Origin of the sequence: Asticcacaulis sp. SL142 (assembly GCF_026625745.1) — a bacterium.
Lineage (GTDB): Bacteria > Pseudomonadota > Alphaproteobacteria > Caulobacterales > Caulobacteraceae > Asticcacaulis.
The window spans coordinates 2807613-2823134 of sequence record NZ_CP113061.1 but is presented as its reverse complement, the minus strand read 5'-3'; the positions used below and the strand labels follow the sequence as shown (position 1 = coordinate 2823134).

Annotated in this window: 18 protein-coding genes and 2 tRNA genes; 15 read left to right on the top strand and 5 right to left on the bottom strand. The window is 53.2% G+C overall.

All coding sequences use genetic code 11. The features are described from left to right. Positions 1 to 11 precede the first annotated feature (11 nt). The 3 genes from leuC to leuB are packed head-to-tail and all read left to right on the top strand — an operon-like array spanning position 12 to position 3134. Complete coding sequence (gene leuC / locus OVA03_RS12855; RefSeq protein WP_267525214.1) at positions 12 to 1418, top strand: 3-isopropylmalate dehydratase large subunit; 1407 nt, start codon at positions 12 to 14, stop codon at positions 1416 to 1418. Positions 1419 to 1464: 46 nt separating this feature from the next. Beyond that, positions 1465 to 2070, top strand: a complete 606-nt coding sequence (gene leuD / locus OVA03_RS12850; protein ID WP_267525212.1) for a 3-isopropylmalate dehydratase small subunit — start codon at positions 1465 to 1467, stop codon at positions 2068 to 2070. Next, a complete protein-coding gene (gene leuB, locus OVA03_RS12845) occupies positions 2067 to 3134 on the top strand; it encodes a 3-isopropylmalate dehydrogenase (RefSeq protein ID WP_267525210.1) in 1068 nt (355 codons plus the stop codon). Before leuD ends, leuB begins: the two co-directional genes overlap by 4 nt. Before the next feature lie 36 nt (positions 3135 to 3170). Here leuB and OVA03_RS12840 read toward each other — a convergent pair whose 3' ends face one another. Both OVA03_RS12840 and OVA03_RS12835 read right to left on the bottom strand, forming a co-directional pair. After that, positions 3171 to 3461, bottom strand: a complete 291-nt coding sequence (locus tag OVA03_RS12840) for a DUF167 family protein (protein ID WP_267525207.1) — start codon at positions 3459 to 3461, stop codon at positions 3171 to 3173. After that, positions 3454 to 3759: a YggT family protein gene (locus tag OVA03_RS12835; protein WP_267525205.1), complete on the bottom strand. Its 306-nt coding sequence runs from the start codon at positions 3757 to 3759 to the stop codon at positions 3454 to 3456. Before OVA03_RS12835 ends, OVA03_RS12840 begins: the two co-directional genes overlap by 8 nt. A gap of 160 nt (positions 3760 to 3919) precedes the next feature. Between OVA03_RS12835 and OVA03_RS12830 the strand changes: the two genes are divergently transcribed. Together OVA03_RS12830 and OVA03_RS12825 are read left to right on the top strand one after the other, a co-directional pair. After that, positions 3920 to 3995: transfer RNA gene (locus OVA03_RS12830), tRNA-Ala, on the top strand. Between the two features lie 160 nt (positions 3996 to 4155). Beyond that, a complete protein-coding gene (locus tag OVA03_RS12825; protein WP_267525202.1) occupies positions 4156 to 5259 on the top strand; it encodes an acyltransferase family protein in 1104 nt (367 codons plus the stop codon). A gap of 130 nt (positions 5260 to 5389) precedes the next feature. Here OVA03_RS12825 and OVA03_RS12820 read toward each other — a convergent pair whose 3' ends face one another. Next, on the bottom strand, positions 5390 to 6571 hold the full coding sequence (locus tag OVA03_RS12820) for an outer membrane beta-barrel protein (protein WP_267525201.1): 1182 nt from the start codon (positions 6569 to 6571) through the stop codon (positions 5390 to 5392). 352 nt (positions 6572 to 6923) lie between these two features. Here OVA03_RS12820 and OVA03_RS12815 point away from each other — a divergent pair. The 8 genes from OVA03_RS12815 (at position 6924) to OVA03_RS12785 (ending at position 12951) form a co-directional block, all read left to right on the top strand. After that, positions 6924 to 7013, top strand: a tRNA-Ser gene (locus tag OVA03_RS12815). A 170-nt stretch (positions 7014 to 7183) separates the two neighbouring features. Further along, a complete protein-coding gene (locus OVA03_RS17065) occupies positions 7184 to 7351 on the top strand; it encodes a DUF6538 domain-containing protein (protein WP_420710426.1) in 168 nt (55 codons plus the stop codon). A 241-nt stretch (positions 7352 to 7592) separates the two neighbouring features. Beyond that, positions 7593 to 8174: a hypothetical protein gene (locus tag OVA03_RS12810; protein WP_267525199.1), complete on the top strand. Its 582-nt coding sequence runs from the start codon at positions 7593 to 7595 to the stop codon at positions 8172 to 8174. Between the two features lie 92 nt (positions 8175 to 8266). After that, positions 8267 to 9061 carry a hypothetical protein gene (locus OVA03_RS12805; protein WP_267525197.1) on the top strand — a complete coding sequence of 265 codons (795 nt, stop codon included), beginning with the start codon at positions 8267 to 8269 and terminating at the stop codon, positions 9059 to 9061. A 388-nt stretch (positions 9062 to 9449) separates the two neighbouring features. Continuing rightward, the gene (locus OVA03_RS12800; RefSeq protein ID WP_267525195.1) at positions 9450 to 9836 is read left to right on the top strand and encodes a hypothetical protein; all 387 of its coding nucleotides are present in this window, start codon (positions 9450 to 9452) and stop codon (positions 9834 to 9836) included. Continuing rightward, positions 9833 to 11194, top strand: coding sequence for a relaxase/mobilization nuclease domain-containing protein (locus OVA03_RS12795; protein ID WP_267525193.1), 1362 nt, complete (start codon positions 9833 to 9835; stop codon positions 11192 to 11194). Before OVA03_RS12800 ends, OVA03_RS12795 begins: the two co-directional genes overlap by 4 nt. A 94-nt stretch (positions 11195 to 11288) precedes the next feature. After that, positions 11289 to 11897 carry a DUF6088 family protein gene (locus tag OVA03_RS12790; RefSeq protein ID WP_267525191.1) on the top strand — a complete coding sequence of 203 codons (609 nt, stop codon included), beginning with the start codon at positions 11289 to 11291 and terminating at the stop codon, positions 11895 to 11897. Then, complete coding sequence (locus OVA03_RS12785) at positions 11890 to 12951, top strand: nucleotidyl transferase AbiEii/AbiGii toxin family protein (protein ID WP_267525189.1); 1062 nt, start codon at positions 11890 to 11892, stop codon at positions 12949 to 12951. The genes OVA03_RS12790 and OVA03_RS12785 overlap by 8 nt, the downstream gene beginning before the upstream one ends. 7 nt (positions 12952 to 12958) lie before the next feature. Here OVA03_RS12785 and OVA03_RS12780 read toward each other — a convergent pair whose 3' ends face one another. Beyond that, positions 12959 to 13687, bottom strand: a complete 729-nt coding sequence (locus tag OVA03_RS12780; protein ID WP_267525187.1) for a hypothetical protein — start codon at positions 13685 to 13687, stop codon at positions 12959 to 12961. A gap of 315 nt (positions 13688 to 14002) precedes the next feature. Between OVA03_RS12780 and OVA03_RS12775 the strand changes: the two genes are divergently transcribed. After that, positions 14003 to 14173, top strand: a complete 171-nt coding sequence (locus OVA03_RS12775) for a hypothetical protein (RefSeq protein WP_267525185.1) — start codon at positions 14003 to 14005, stop codon at positions 14171 to 14173. Positions 14174 to 14320: 147 nt separating this feature from the next. Next, a complete protein-coding gene (gene ndk, locus OVA03_RS12770; protein WP_267525183.1) occupies positions 14321 to 14737 on the top strand; it encodes a nucleoside-diphosphate kinase in 417 nt (138 codons plus the stop codon). 68 nt (positions 14738 to 14805) lie between these two features. Here the strand turns inward: ndk and OVA03_RS12765 are convergent, their stop codons facing one another. Further along, the gene (locus tag OVA03_RS12765; protein ID WP_267525181.1) at positions 14806 to 15324 is read right to left on the bottom strand and encodes a hypothetical protein; all 519 of its coding nucleotides are present in this window, start codon (positions 15322 to 15324) and stop codon (positions 14806 to 14808) included. Positions 15325 to 15522: the final 198 nt, after the last annotated feature.

Sequence of the window (15522 nt, the reverse complement as noted above, 5' to 3'; positions counted from 1 at the left end):
GACGATCCAAGATGTCAGACCAACCAAAATCCTTGTTCGACAAGGTATGGGAAAAACACATAGTCGAAGACGAAAGCCATGACCGTCCGGCCGTGCTTTATATCGACCTGCATCTGGTCCACGAAGTCACCTCGCCGCAGGCGTTTTCGGCTATCGAAGAACGCGGCTTAAAAGTCCGCCGTCCCGATCGCACCTTTGCCACACTCGACCACTCGACCCCGACCTTGCCCCCCAATGAGAAGGGTGAGCGCCCCTATTTTACGGCGGACGCCAAAAATCAGGTCGAAACCTTAGAGCGCAACACCCAAAACCACGGCGTCAAGCTGTTTGGTTGGGGCTCGGAAAACCGCGGCGTCGTGCATGTCATGGGGCCGGAAATGGGCCTGACCCAGCCCGGCATAACAGTTGTGTGTGGTGATTCCCATACCTCAACCCACGGCGCGTTCGGCTGCATCGCGTTCGGTATCGGCACCTCCGAAGTCGGCCATGTGCTGGCGACCCAGTGTCTGGCGCAACGCAAACCCAAGACCATGCGCATCACCGTCACGGGCGAACTGCAACCGGGCGTGTCGGGTAAGGACGTGGCGCTTACCATCATCAATCGCTTAGGCTTTGGGGGCGGCACCGGCTATGCGCTGGAATATTGCGGGCCGGTGATCGAGGCGCTTGACATGGAAGGGCGCATGACCGTCTGCAACCTGTCGATCGAGGCTGGTGCACGTTGCGGCATGATAGCGCCCGATCAAAAGACGATTGAGTGGCTGCGCGGGCGTGCCTATGTGCCGACCGATTACGAAGCTGCCGCCGCTGAATGGCTGAAGCTGAAATCTGACGACGGGGCGGTCTTTGACGACGAGATCACCATTGATGGCTCGATTATTGAGCCGATGGCGACCTGGGGCACCACCCCGGATCAGGGCGCGGCGGTTTCCAAGGCCGTGCCCGTGGCCTCCAATGAGAACGAAGCCAAGGCCCTGAAATATATGCACTTTGAGGGCGGCGAAGCCCGCGATCTGGCCAAGGTCGATGTGGTCTTTATCGGCTCCTGCACCAATGGCCGTATGTCCGATTTGCGGGCGGCGGCTGAGATCATGAAGGGCCGCCATATCGCTGACGGCGTGCGTATGCTGGTCGTGCCGGGCTCTGAGCAGGTGCGCGCCGAAGCGGTCGCCGAAGGGCTGGATAAAATCTTCATCGAGGCCGGTGCTGAATGGCGTTTGCCGGGCTGTTCGATGTGCATCGCCATGAACGGCGATTTCGTTCAACCGGGTCAGTTGGCGGTATCGACTTCCAACCGCAATTTCGAGGGTCGTCAGGGGCCGGGGGCACGCACGGTTCTGGCCTCTCCGGCTACGGCTGCGGCGTCCGCTATCGCCGGTCATATCACCGACCCGCGCAACTATTTGCAAAGTGCTTAACTTTCTTCTTCTCCCCCGTAACAGGGGAGGAGATTAAGGAACCAAAATGGCCAGTAACCAAGAACCGATCAATACCTTCTCCTCACGCATCGCCGTGTTGCCCGAAGCCAATATCGACACCGATCAGATCATACCGGCGCGCTTTCTGACGACCACGTCGCGCAAAGGGCTTGGAGTGGCCGCGTTTAACGACTGGCGCTACGAAAAAGACGGCACGCCCAAGCCTGATTTCATCCTCAACACCATCGACCCGGAAGAACATCGTGTGCTGGTGGCTGGCAATAATTTCGGCTGCGGCTCATCGCGGGAACACGCGCCCTGGGCCTTGACGGATTACGGTTTCAAGGCTGTGATTTCGACCGAAATTGCCGACATTTTTACGTCGAACAGCCTGAAAAATGGCCTGTTACCGATTGTGGTGACGCCCGAAATTCACGCCAAACTTCTGGCCAGCCCGCAGCAGCGCGTGACGATTGACTTAGAGACCAACGAACTGCGCCTCGAAGACGGCACGGTCTTTATCTTCAAAATCGAAGCGTTTGCGCGCCAGTGTCTGCTGGAAGGCGTGGACGCTATGGGCTGGCTGATCAACCGCCTGCCCGCCATTGAAACCTATGAAAAAGACATTTCACAGAAAAGGGGGGCGGCATGAGCACCTTTAATATAGTCATCCTCCCCGGTGATGGCATCGGCCCCGAAGTCGCCGCCGCCGGGCGTCTGGCGCTGGAAACCATTGGCGACGTCTTCGGCCATGAGTTCGCGTTTGAAGAAAAGCTGATCGGCGGCATTGCCATCGACACCGTTGACGATCCCTATCCGGCTGATACAGACGCGGCTTGTCTGGCCGCCGATGCGGTGCTGCTCGGCGCGGTCGGCGGGCCAAAGTGGGACTTAAAGCCCAAGCGCCCTGAGCAGGGACTCCTTGCCGTGCGTAAATCCATGGGCCTGTTCGCCAATTTGCGTCCAATGGATGTGGCCCCCTCTCAGGCTTTCCGCTCGCCGCTGAAAGAAGAAATCGTGTCCGGCGCCGACATGCTGATCGTGCGTGAGCTGACCGGCGGGCTTTATTTCGGTAAGCGCACCCGCACGGAAACGACCGCGACCGACGAATGCCTTTATACCGTGGCCGAGGTCGAGCGCGTCGCTCATGTTGCTTTTCAGGCTGCCCGTAAGCGCCGCAATAAGGTCACCTCAGTCGATAAGGCCAATGTCATTGAAACCTCGCGTCTGTGGCGGGAGACGGTCAATAAGCTGCACGCGGCCGAATATGCGGATGTCGAGCTGGAGCACGCCCTGGTCGATTCCATGGCCATGCACCTGGTGACCCGCCCCAAGGATTTCGATGTCATCCTGACCGAGAATATGTTCGGCGATATCCTGTCCGATCTGGCCTCGGTTCTGCCGGGCTCGATCGGATTGTTGGGTTCAGCGTCATTAGGTTCGACCGGCAAAGGGCTTTATGAGCCGATCCACGGTTCCGCGCCGGACATTGCCGGTAAGGATCTGGCCAACCCGATGGGTACGCTCAAATCCGTCAGCATGATGCTGCGCCACAGCCTGAACCTTAGCCGTGAAGCCGATACGCTGGATGCGGCCATTGAGGCGGTCATCAAGGCCGGCACCTTAACCAAAGACCTCGGCGGCACCGCGTCGGGCTCTCAGGTTGCCAAGGCCGTTGCCGACCAGATCCGCGTTCAGGCTAAAGTCGCCGTTTAGGGCGCTGTCCGTTTAAACTATGCGGATAAAAACCCCTCAGGTTTCGGCCTGAGGGGTTTTTATTTGGGCCATAAGGTCATTATCGCTCAGACCTTCGACCTCAATCTGCTTATAGCGTGACGTATCACCGGACAGTAGGGTCAGCCGCGATTTGGGCAGGTTCAGTTCTTTGGCCAGAAACGCCAGAAGGGCCGCATTGGCGCGGCCCTCAATTGGTGCGGCTCTGACCCGCACTTTCAGAATTTTCCGCCCAAACTCATCCACATCCCAACCGTCGATCCGGTCATGGGCGGCCTTGGGCGTCAGGCGGATGACCAGCTTAGCCAAGAATGGGATAAAGGCCGCTTTGAGCCATCGGGATCAGGAATCGGCGCATCCCCGAAATGATCAGCAGCGCAAAGATCGGGCTGATGTCAATGCCCCCTAGCGTCGGGATTAAACGGCGGAACGGTTCAAGGATCGGGCCAGTGATACGGTCCAGCGTATAATGGATATTATAGACGACCCGGTTGTGGGTATTGATGACATTAAAGGCGATCAGCCAGCTCATGATAGCGCTGATGATAATGGCCCAATAGGCGATGCCCAAAATGCCGTCGAGAATAAAAATAACAAAACCGGTCATGCGTGTCCTTAACTGGGATCGGGCGGCGCGGCTTTAAGCGCGCGCAATTACATCCATATAATGATTTGGCTGTGTCAAACAAGTAAGCGTGACAGGTTAAGGAGCGCTTGACAGGCTCATATCCTGGTTTATTAAAACGGCACACTTTGTCATGGACAAAGGGGCCATAGCTCAGTTGGTAGAGCGCGTCGTTCGCAATGACGAGGTCAGGGGTTCGACTCCCCTTGGCTCCACCATAAAAACACCAACCCTTGCGGTTGGTTTGCCCGACGCTCCTTTTATAAATAAGCCCTATTCACACGCCGCCGGTGTGCGCTGCACCGCACACAACCTTCAGGTGATTTGCCTGTACGTTCACATATCGCCGTTATAGATTGTGGGCGTGGGGGATTTGACATGACATCGGCGGCACCGAAACCGGCTCATCTTAACACGCTTGATGGTTTGCGCGGCATTGCCGCGGTTTCGGTCATGGCTTTTCACTGGAACATCGAAGCTGGATCGACGTGGTTTCAGCATAGCCGTCTGGCGGTCGATCTGTTCTTTTTAATGAGCGGTTTTGTGCTGGCCTATGCCTATGATGATCGCCTGAAGGCCGGTCTGCCGTTCTGGGCTTTTTTCGTTCCCCGCCTGATCCGGCTTTACCCTATGATCTTGATCGGGATCGGATTTGGCGCCGCTTGGTTTACACTCGACTGGCTGATTACGGGGGAAAAAACCTTCACGGCGCCCCAGTTCGTCATGTATCTGGTTATGAACCTGTTTATGATCCCTATTGTGACCTGGGATCAGGACATTGCGATGTTTCCGCTTAACCTGGTGCTGTGGTCGCTGTTTTTTGAGCTTTTAGCCTACGCTGTCTATGGTTTGCTGTTCGCTAAAGCCAAGACCCGCTGGCTTTTTCCGGTCATTATCGCAGGCGCCGCAGGTGTGACCGGATGGCTGGTCTTCAATTTTGGACATTCGCCGACGGCACCTGCGGACTTAAGCTTTTTAAAGCAAGGCTTTCTCGCCGATCTTTCGCGGATTAGCCTGTCATTCTTTTTGGGCGTGTTGATCTGTCGTGAGCTCCCCAGGTTAAACAGCTTTCCGTCTATACCCGTCGTTTTTTTGCCCCTGATATGTCTGCTGATATTTGTTCAGCCGGCAGGCGCCTTCAACTGGTGGACATGCCTGTTCGTCATACTGATCGTTTTTCCGTCTATTTTATTGTCCGCTGTACGCGAAAATATCGGTGGCCACTACGGCGCCGTTTCCAAATTCCTAGGCGACATATCATACCCTTTGTATGTCACCCACTTGCCGGTCATGTGGGCTATGCGCGCGGTTTTGCACACACTATTCCCAGGACTGCCCATCATTTGGCTGGGTGTCGTTATATTGCCGGGATGCGTATTGGTCGCTTACTTCCTGCTCAGGTTCTATGACCTGCCTGTGCGGCGCTTCCTGAGCCAAAAGCTTAAGCCCCTGAGCCTCAAGGTCCGCGTCCCGGCGGAATAACTTCGGGCGTCGCAAGACGCACGTCAGGCTCCGGCTTCAGCGCATCAATCAACCCCGGCATAGAAAAACCCGACCTGATTACTCAGGCCGGGTTCTTTTGTCTTAAGACCTTAGAGATCGTGTTCTTAAATTAGAACGCGATGTCGATGGTCGAACGACGGTTCAGAGGCTCTTTCACGCCGTCGCCGGTGGCGACTGCCGGGGCCGATTCACCCTTCCAGTCAACAGCCAGCTTGGAACCGTCAACGCCGAGGCCAGCAAGGGCATCAGCAACGGTCTTGGCGCGGCGTTCCGACAGGCGGATGTTGTAAGCGGCCGAACCGGAGGTGTCGGCGTGACCAACAACCACGATACGGGTCGCGTTACCAGCCTTAGCGTAATCAGCCGCAGCCTGAACCACAGCCTGAGCGTCTGCCGTCAGAGCCGATTGGTCGAATTCAAAGTACACGATGAATTCGCGGGCTTCATAAACCGGGGCTGGTGGTGCAACTGGTTCAACCATCGCCGGAGGAGGCGGAGGAGGCGGTGGGGGCGGAGGAGGAGGAGGCGGTGGGGGTGGTGGGGTCGGCGAACCGAAGGCCCAACGCAGACCAACCGAAACCGTTTGGTTGTCGAAACGACCCGAGAAGTCACCAGGCTGATAGGTAGCCAGCGGCGACGTCGAAGTCGAAGCGATGCTGACCTTATCCAGCTTGTGGTAACGGTAGGTAAGGTCCAGGTCCAGCTTTTCGGACAGAGCCCAGACGAAACCGGTCAGGAACTGGTAAGATGCAACGGTGTCATCGCCAGAGATAGACAGGGTTTGGCTGGCATTCGAGAACTTGCCTTGAATGTCAACGTCAACCTTGGTCAGACCCGCACCGATACCCACGAACGGGTGGAAGCTGGATTCCGGCAGGAAGTCATAGATCAGGTTGGCCATGACCGACGTTTGATCGATCGAGCCATTCGGCGAACCGCAGGTAGTTGCGGTTTGCGTCGATGCGCAAAGCGATTGAGCCGTAAGTGTGCGCGGGAAACCACGAGCCGCGGTTACGTCACCAGGACGGTAGCCACCTTCGAGTTCAACACGCCAGTTCGGGCTGTAACGGTAACCGAGACGGGCAAAACCCGCCCAGTCGTCATCCGTTGCAACGTCGAAGATGTAGGGACCGCCGTCAGGGGCAGCACCTTGCGAACGTGCACCCCACTCGTCTTTCCAGTTGTAGCCGAGGTCGACTGCGCCGTACCATCCCTTGATTTCTTCAGCGACGGCGCCAGACGCCAACGCTAAAGAGGCGAGTGCAGCACTCGCCAGCAGTTTTAACTTCATAATTAGAGCCCTCTCTTGGCTTTTTCCAACAAACAGCCGACGCATTCGGCTGAAAGCTTTAATCATTACAAGCGCATTTAATAACTTCACGGGGGGAGTTTGACTAGCCGTCAAATTGAATTTAGCCCCACATTCAGCCGTTTCAGGTGCGATTAGGCGAACCTGACACCTTAAAGACACGCTTATTCCAATATATCCAGAGTATGTAAAATTTCAATTCGTGATGGATGCGCATACAATTGCGTTAATAGCTAAAAATACCGCACAAAAAAGCTTGCACAAATTTTCCTGAGCCATTAGAGACACGCGCTCTGACGACCACAGGCTTTACAGCCCCTACTCAGACCTCTGCGGAGAGGTGGCAGAGTGGTCGAATGTACCGCACTCGAAATGCGGCGTAGGTGGAAGCCTACCGTGGGTTCGAATCCCACCCTCTCCGCCACTCCCTTTATCACCCCCTGATATCATTAAGGTCTTACAAGACCTTAAGCCATGTGGAACCGGCTCAAAGCGCTACTGGTCCACAATGGTGCTCCACAACGCTGCTCCACACCTCGGAGCAAGTCGGAATATCAGGTCGGCGTTTTCAACGCCTGAGTCGGGTTTGGCCGGATGACCGGTAGCAATTCTTCCCACCTATCAAGACGAAACGGTATGTACTACATCCGCGTCCGCGTTCCTAATTCTCTTCGTGAGCGGCTTGGCTTGTCAGAAGTGAGGCGATCACTAGGATCGTTCACACTTAAAACAGCTAGGCCCCTCGCACTAAGGTATCGATAGCCTGAAAGGGGGCAACTAAGGTGCCCGTCAAGTTCAATTTCGATACAGCGGTAAAACCGGCCAAGGTTGACACCAAGCTCGCAAATGAGTCCGATTTCACGCCTCCAGATGCCACCCCCTCTAACAAGGCCGAAACTCCCGCCAAAGATAGCCAGATAACTTACCCTACTCCTTTCATAGACAGGATGTGTGTAGTGGTGAATGTTCCAGAGTGTCTTCAGGAAGAAATCTATAACGCCCTATGGTCTGGGCTGCGATTGGTGGCACAGTATTATTAGTTCTGGGCAGCGTGGGGTTTGTGGCAATAAACAGTCGCCCCACGCCAGAGGGGGCGGCGATCACGAGGAAAGCCAAACCACTTGATGTTGTGGTTGAGGCCAGAAGGGCATTAGCTGATCGACTGCCCGATAAGGCACTAACGGCTTTATCGAGCAACTTTACGTTGGCAGAGATTGAGGCGCAAACGGAACTGTCGCGGGTGTTCTCAGACACAAAAGCGGCCCTTATAGCTGAGGACGGCCAAGCCCTGGCTGACGAAGCGATCAAAATGGCCTTCTTACCTCCTGTTAAGACGGGGCTGTCCCGCACTCAGATGTTGGCGCAGGCAAATGCTGAGATTGACGAAGGCATCCCTATGCGGGCGCTGGATACGATCAGGGCGAACACTACCGGCACAGATATGTATCAAGACCCGGAAATCCGCGCCGTGGTCGATAGGGCCAGTGCTAAGGCCGATCAACTCATGAAACCGATAAAGGTATTGCACTATCCGCCTTGGCATCACTGCTCAATCAAGACCCCGCCGCCATCTGGCGACACTTAGGCGTCATAGTTATTGAGGACTTAGGGGTGGCCGGAATTGATACGGTGTCGCGCGTCATCGCCGCTGGTAGGAACCGCAGATGGCGGACTAAGATGGGCGGAGAATGGCGGGTCGCTTCATTCCTTGTGAAGCAGATTGCCGAAGACCTGAAATGCCAAGCGGCCTGTGACCTGCTAATGACTGCCCTAAACAACCCAACCGATGAATTGCTGCGGGTTGATATGCTTGAAGCCGAGTGTAGGGATTTGGTAAAAGCACTGGCAGAGGTAGGCAACCCTATTGAACATCGAGCGGTCGCGGCCTTGGCGCTGGGTGGGGGCTTGGCAGAAGAACAGCATTGCCGGTTCCCGGATGCGATTTTCGGTACGTTGGGCTTAATGAGCAACGACAGTCATGTGATTGTTACCGCACACGCCGGATGGAAGCTGACCCGTAATCCTATGTCGTTACTTCTACCCTTGGTTTGGGAGCCATTTATCTCCGGGCCGGATGCCATCGAAACCACTGACGTAATGCCGCCAGTTCAAATGGTCGGCGGGATACCAACCTATGCCGTGGATCAGTTCACCCGGATTGGCGGACAGGTCGCCCGGAGTTTCATTGATCATCACCCAGTGCTTCGGCAGTTTATGAAATCCGCAGGCATTCATCCGGCCAAAATGGCGCGGGTCGTTGGGGATTTGATGTTCATCCTTGAAGGAGGCTTGGTAAAGCGCCGAGCGGGATGGGAACTAGCTGATAAGTTAAGCCGTCCGCATAGGCCGTTGCCAGGTGTGTTTATGCTGGGTGAGCATCTGGAAAGCGCAATGGCGTACATGACCGCCCACGCGGCGCACATCAACGATCTGCGACAGACCCATCTTTCTTCGTACCATCAAGATAAGTAAGCCCAGCAGGCTCATAGGCCGACTAATGTACGCTAACTTCGACTACCTCTATCTTCTGAGGAGCTAAATTTAGAAAGATTGATACCGTTGGATAGCTTAGATTTCCATCGTGCCGCTTCCGTAGCGCTTCCGTGGGCGATAATCACTAGTTTCCGAAATCGCCGCAAATCCTTAAGGATTATGGCGCACCTTGATGGTGTGCAATCAAACGATTTATTCGCAGTTTTAGAGGAATGGCACTACGTTCTCAAATCCACATCGCTGGTATTAGGCGAGCCTTCAAACGCTTCGGATTCCGATGCCTTAGAGGGTGATGTTCCCCCCGCAAATCAAACGTCGGCAGGTCAAAAGAGAGTGACCCGCCGTCATTTGAGAAAAGGGAATTCACGTGCCGCGTGATAAATCTGAAATCATTTATCCAAAGTCTGTGCGCTTTCCGCGCGATGAAAATGAGAATGTTGAGCTTTACCGTGGAGACATGTCTGAAAGCGACTTCATACGCTTTTGCGTCCGATACTACATTGACAACAATGCTGCTCCACCAGTCGGGAGACGCAGAAACCCGATAAAAGACGAAACGGCTTTATCACGGGTTTTTGCGCGACTTGGGCAAACGCATTACGCCTCAAACCTAAACCAGTTGGCGCGTCTGGCTAATCAGGGGGCGCTTGAGGTTACGCCAGATACAGAAGCGGCATTAAGGGAAACTTGCGACCATATAAATGGGACGCTCACTGACTTTAAGAAAGCCTGTGGCTTTAAGTGTGAGCCATGATTTTGAAGGCTTCGCAACGCTCAGGCACGCGGGCGCTGGGGATACATATCCTCAATGGCGAAGACAACGAGCATGTCGAGTTGCATGAGGTCAAAGGATTCATATCCCAAGACATACTCGGCGCGATGAGCGAGATTGAAATCATTACGAAGGGCACGAGGTGTCAGCAGCCCTTGTTTTCTGTGTCGCTCAATCCGCCTCAAACCGAGTCTGTTCGGGTTGAGGTGTTTGAACATGCGCTCAATATGATTGAAGAGCGGCTGGGATTAAAAGACCAGCCGCGTATGGTCGTGTTCCATGAAAAAGAAGGTCGTCGCCATGCGCATTGCGTATGGTCGCGCATTGATGCCGACACCATGACGGCGAAGAATTTGTCCTTCTTCAAAAACACGCTGCGCGAAATCTCAAAGCAGCTTTACCTTGAAAACGGCTGGCAAATGCCGCGTGGGTTTGTGAACTCTCAAGAGCGCGACCCGCGCAATTTTACCCTTGCCGAATGGCAACAAGCAAAGCGTTCGGGTGAAAGCGCCAAAGACCTTAAGGCGATTATTCAGGAATGTTGGTCTGCATCTGACGGCGTGCAAGCCTTTTCGAAGGCTTTGGAGGAGCGCGGGCTGTTCCTCGCCAAGGGTGATAAAAGCCTCGATAAAAACGATAATCGTCTGCATGTCGTCGTGACACATAGTGGAGAAGTTTTATCTGTTGCCCGCGTTATCAAAAAACGCGGCAAAGACGTAACCGCAAAGCTGGGTTCGTCTGAGACCTTAAACACTGTCGCGGAAACTAAAGCGCATATAGCGGCGAATATAGCGCCGCGCCTGTCTGCCTATATCCAAGAGGCAAAGCGTCTGGCGGCAAACCAGATGAAGCCTTTGCATGAGCAACGCCATGCCATGAAAATCCAGCACCAGCTTGAGCGTCAAAAGCTCGATGCAGGTCAAAAGGCACGCCATGAGAATGAGGTGAAAGAACGCGCTGCTCGCCTCTCCACGGGCATCAAGGGCGTTTGGGATAAATTGCGCGGTGAACACGGCAAAATCAAAAAGCAGAATGAGGTGGAGGCATATTTCTGCCTTCAACGCGACCGCAAGCAACGCGATGATTTGGTCATCGCGCAAATGAAAGAGCGGCGCGAATTACAGGATAAAATACGCCTGACCCGCGAACGTGAGGCAAAGCAGATTCTCGCGCTCTACAAAGACGCGGCGCATTACCGCCTCATGCAAGCGGGTGAACTGCCCGAAATGCGCGAAAGTTTAGAGCGCGGCTCTGGGCGTGAAAGAGGCTCCGAACGCGGGGCAAGCCGTGGTCGAGACGTGGGCACTAGGTCAAAGGAAAAAGGGTTAGATTTAGGCTAGAAATTATATATAATTTCATAGATTTAAGGCAGAAATGATTAAAATTGATTGTCAGATAAAAGTATGCTATTATCTGACAGTAAGGATGTAGAAAATGACCGCCATAACCGACAAAATCGCCCGTAAAATCCGCGCCAAGCAGCGCGGCTGGGTCTTTACGCCTAAAGACTTTCTGGATTTTGGGTCGCGGGCTGCCATTGACCAAACCCTATCCCGCCTCGCCCGCAAGGGGATGATACGGCGTTTGGATAGAGGACTTTACGATTACCCCAAGCAACATGCGGTGCTTGGGACGCTATCGCCTGACGCGGACAGCATTGCCGATGCGGTCTCTGCTAAAACGGGCGATAAAGTTTTTCCATCAGGCGCGATGGCGGCAAACTATTTGGGACTTTCGACACAAGTGCCCGCAAAGCCAAGCTACCTGACCAATGGCGCATCGAAAGTGCGCAAGATTGCAGGTCGCACCCTGACCTTCAAACATGCCCGCGTACCCATATTGGTCAATGCCCCTGCACAGGTGAATTACACGCTGCAAGCCTTATCCTATCTCGGCAAAGACAATATCGACGCGGATATGATTAAGCGCTGCGCCAAGCGTTTAGATAGCCGTGACCTGAAAGCCCTGAACACGTCTAGGGCTGTTGTTCCAAGTTGGATGGCGGACGTAATTTTGAAAATCGAGTCTGCCGCGCATGGATAATTTTGCACGCAAAGCCGCTGAAGAAAGACTGGTCTTCATCAATGAAGCTGCCAGTCGGCGCGACGTGTCCGCCATTATCATAGAGAAAGATTTTTGGGTGTGTTGGACGCTCAAGCGTCTGACTGAACATGCCGACCTTGCCCCGTACCTCACTTTCAAGGGCGGCACGTCGCTATCCAAAGCTTACGGCATTATCGAGCGGTTCTCAGAAGATATTGACCTGACTATTGGGCGTGATGCGCCGTGCGTGCGCGATACGGCTTCGCCGATGGAAGCGAGCATTTCAAAGAATGAAGTTGGTCGCCGTGCAGAGGCTTTGAAGCTGGCTGCACAAGCCTATGTGCGCGACGTGGCATTGCCCGCCATTACGGGCGTGGTTGCCGCCGCACTGGGCACGCATGACGGCTGGCGAGTCGTGCTTGATGGCGAAGACCCTGACGCGCAAACCATCCTGTTCTATTATCCAAAATTGCTGAATTACGGCATGGGATTTGGGCGCGGCGCTTTTGGACGTGGCGCATTCGGCGAAGGCGAATACGGCTATATCAAGCCGCATATCAAACTTGAGTTCGGCGCACGCGGTGAAATTGACCCGCATGAATTGCGCTCACTCATGCCCTATCTGGCGCAATCCTTCCCTGACGCATTACCTGAATCTGAGATTCAGTTTTCGACGCTGGCGGCGGAACGTACCTTCTGGGAAAAAGCCACCATCCTTCATTCGCTTCATCATGGCGTAAAGTTGCGTGACCGCATGTCGCGCCATTACTACGACACCTACATGCTGACGCAAAAAGGCGTTGCGGAGTCTGCGCTCCGCGACCCTACCTTGCTAGAAAACGTCGTGAGAAACAAATCCCTGCTGTGGCGGGATGCCAAAGCGTCTTACGACACGGCGAAAATCGGCAGTTTGAAAATCTTGCCAACGGATGACGCATTGCCCGTCTTGAAAAAAGACTATGCCGCTATGTCTGATATGTTCATGGGCGCTGCACCTGAATTTGATGCGGTGATGCGTGGCATGGCGGATTTGGAAAAGCTGATAAACGGGTAAAGTATATCTACACGGAAGGGCTTTTAATTACCATTTTACCAATAATAACATTATCTACAAATTTTAATATGGACGTATTCCAAGGGCTTTTTGATTTATTTTTATCATAAAAATCAGCAACATTATCAAGATTTATTACTTCATGATAAAATTCCTTGGTGATGCACAAAAAATCACTCCATTGATAGGCTTCTTTAGTAGAAATAACTTTGTTCCCTCGTAAAAAATTGATTGTATATTGCCTATCTATTGGCGCAATTAAATCTGGCAAAAGATGTGACAACACTTTTGAATTTGCAACGATAATCGTCTTTATGGGCTGCGGCTCGGCGTCCAAATCACGCCCCACAAAGTTTCCCATTATTTTCACAGCTTTGTAAATTGCCTCAACATTACTCCATTTGTCCCCGTCCATGCTATCGTATCGATAATTTTTAGCCTTTTCCAATTTATCTAGAACACTATTTACGCTACCCTTGAACTCTTCATATGAAACCATTTTTGGACCGCCCATGCCCATTCTATGCATCCCCCAAGAAACCAATGTCGCATAGATAGCTTCCAGTAAATCTTCCCGCAATTCTCCCTTAAATGCACTTCTTCTGCAAATGTTTATCGCCTTACTATGGAAGTATAAACTTGGTCCGTTAAATTTGTTGGCTTTTACAAAAGAAGATAAGCCTTCTTCTAAAAAAGCATTATTTTTAAATTCGTTCACCCTAATATCGTATTTCATAATTTAAGTTCCGATCAATATTACACTGTAAATATTTTAACTTAAATGCGCCCGCATGAATTGAGCAATATTAAACAAGGCTTTATTTTGGTGCAATGAAAAACACTACTTCCACTTTTGGCGATACCGCCCGTGTGGTCGCTTAAATTACGAACCTAGACACATTCAAAATCTATATGGCGCAAGGCTTTGGGGACTTCCTCAAAGCCTTTTCTACTGCGTGGCAATCCATCTGGGATGCGCCCGATTTATGGTGGGTCTGAACACTTCTCCAACGCTGTCCACGGTGGGCGGCATAGCCAAAAGGAGAAGACCATGTTTCACATCACACGCGACGATTTAGCGAAAAAATCAGATGCACAATTGAAAAGTCTGTTCAATCAAGCCGTTCAAGCCAAACCAAGCGCACGCCGTGCCTTCGCACAAGTATCTTTCGCGCTTCGTCTCATCCGCGATGAAATCGCCCGCCGTGGTTTACGCCTGTAATCAAACGACAAAGTCGCAAATAAAAACTCAGTCAAAGAAGGCTGAGTTGGTTTGCTGATTGTTGGCGGTGCTCGCGACCTTCACGTTTGCCTATCAAGCTCGGATTCTGTATAAGCCGCGCAAATGAAAGACTTAAAAGGATACCAAATGACGCGCACCTTCTCGATAATCAAGCCAGACGCAACGCGCCGTAATCTGACGGGCGCGGTCAACGCCGTTATTGAAGCTACGGGTTTGCGCATTGTCGCCCAGAAGCGGGTGATATTATCGAAGGCACAGGCTGAACAATTTTACGGTGCGCATAAGGAGCGTTCATTTTTCAATGAACTGATTGCCCAGATGACCGCTGCGCCCGTCGTAGTGCAGGTTTTGGAAGGCACGGACGCCGTAAAAAGCTACCGCGCCATTATGGGTGATACCAATCCTGAGCAAGCGCCCGTCGGCACAATCCGCAAACTGTTCGCACTTTCAATTGGCGAGAACTCGGTTCACGGCTCCGACTCCGATGAAAATGCAGCGATTGAAATCGCGCAATTTTTCACTGACGCTGAAATCGTCGGTTAGGCTCACAACAAAAGAGCGGCATGGGTTTCCCCATGCCGCCCGCTTGCGCCCCTACAGGCAATAAAAGCCTATTTTGTTTCCCAACAGACGCCCGCATACTCATGCTTCATGCTGTATTGCAGGGCTTCGCAATAGCCGCCCAAAAACGGACATAGCAAATCGGCGGACGGGTTCTTCATCACCGACTCTTCTGTGACGCCGCTAAAATTACCTTGACGGTCAAAGAGCATCGTCAGGGTTTGCGGCACGTTATTGCTGTCCGTCCAAGGGATATTGACAACATAGTTGCTGCCGTCACGCTGCATAAGGTGGCGACCTGCCTTGATGTTCTTGCTCCCCTGCACGCCCATGATGGCAAGTTCAGATGCGGCGGGGTTCATGCGAACACCAAAGCCGATATTGCTTTCGCTGCGGCTCGTGCCAATCATGGCGTTGTTCACGACGGTCGATGCCGTGCCCTCACACGCCATAACCTTGACGGCGGGAAGTGCTGGGGCTGTGCGCTTCGGCTTTGCATCGGCGGCGAATGCCGACAAAGACAACGCGGCGAAGATGGCAGCGATAGAGATTTGGGATTTGCGGGTCATGTTTAGCCTCCTGAGAAAAAATGATGGAGGCTTCGTGTAACAACCCTATTTTTGGTTGTTGGGGGCAAGTTGCCCCGCGCCATAGGCGCGACTACAAACGGGGGATGCGGGCGGGCGGGTTCGAGTAAGCGAAGATGCGGCGGGGGTTTACCCCCAAGAGCAGGTCATATTGGAAATCCAGCGTCGCGGCTGGCTTTC

Excerpts from the sequence above, each read along its gene's own strand:
- leuC (WP_267525214.1), top strand. The coding sequence starts at position 12 with ATGTCAGACCAACCAAAATCCTTGTTCGACAAGGTATGGGAAAAACAC.
- leuD (WP_267525212.1), top strand. The coding sequence starts at position 1,465 with ATGGCCAGTAACCAAGAACCGATCAATACCTTCTCCTCACGCATCGCC.
- leuB (WP_267525210.1), top strand. The coding sequence starts at position 2,067 with ATGAGCACCTTTAATATAGTCATCCTCCCCGGTGATGGCATCGGCCCC.
- OVA03_RS12835 (WP_267525205.1), bottom strand. The coding sequence starts at position 3,759 with ATGACCGGTTTTGTTATTTTTATTCTCGACGGCATTTTGGGCATCGCC.
- OVA03_RS12825 (WP_267525202.1), top strand. The coding sequence starts at position 4,156 with ATGACATCGGCGGCACCGAAACCGGCTCATCTTAACACGCTTGATGGT.
- OVA03_RS12820 (WP_267525201.1), bottom strand. The coding sequence starts at position 6,571 with ATGAAGTTAAAACTGCTGGCGAGTGCTGCACTCGCCTCTTTAGCGTTG.
- OVA03_RS17065 (WP_420710426.1), top strand. The coding sequence starts at position 7,184 with ATGACCGGTAGCAATTCTTCCCACCTATCAAGACGAAACGGTATGTAC.
- OVA03_RS12810 (WP_267525199.1), top strand. The coding sequence starts at position 7,593 with ATGGTCTGGGCTGCGATTGGTGGCACAGTATTATTAGTTCTGGGCAGC.
- OVA03_RS12805 (WP_267525197.1), top strand. The coding sequence starts at position 8,267 with ATGGGCGGAGAATGGCGGGTCGCTTCATTCCTTGTGAAGCAGATTGCC.
- OVA03_RS12795 (WP_267525193.1), top strand. The coding sequence starts at position 9,833 with ATGATTTTGAAGGCTTCGCAACGCTCAGGCACGCGGGCGCTGGGGATA.
- OVA03_RS12790 (WP_267525191.1), top strand. The coding sequence starts at position 11,289 with ATGACCGCCATAACCGACAAAATCGCCCGTAAAATCCGCGCCAAGCAG.
- OVA03_RS12785 (WP_267525189.1), top strand. The coding sequence starts at position 11,890 with ATGGATAATTTTGCACGCAAAGCCGCTGAAGAAAGACTGGTCTTCATC.
- OVA03_RS12780 (WP_267525187.1), bottom strand. The coding sequence starts at position 13,687 with ATGAAATACGATATTAGGGTGAACGAATTTAAAAATAATGCTTTTTTA.
- OVA03_RS12775 (WP_267525185.1), top strand. The coding sequence starts at position 14,003 with ATGTTTCACATCACACGCGACGATTTAGCGAAAAAATCAGATGCACAA.
- ndk (WP_267525183.1), top strand. The coding sequence starts at position 14,321 with ATGACGCGCACCTTCTCGATAATCAAGCCAGACGCAACGCGCCGTAAT.
- OVA03_RS12765 (WP_267525181.1), bottom strand. The coding sequence starts at position 15,324 with ATGACCCGCAAATCCCAAATCTCTATCGCTGCCATCTTCGCCGCGTTG.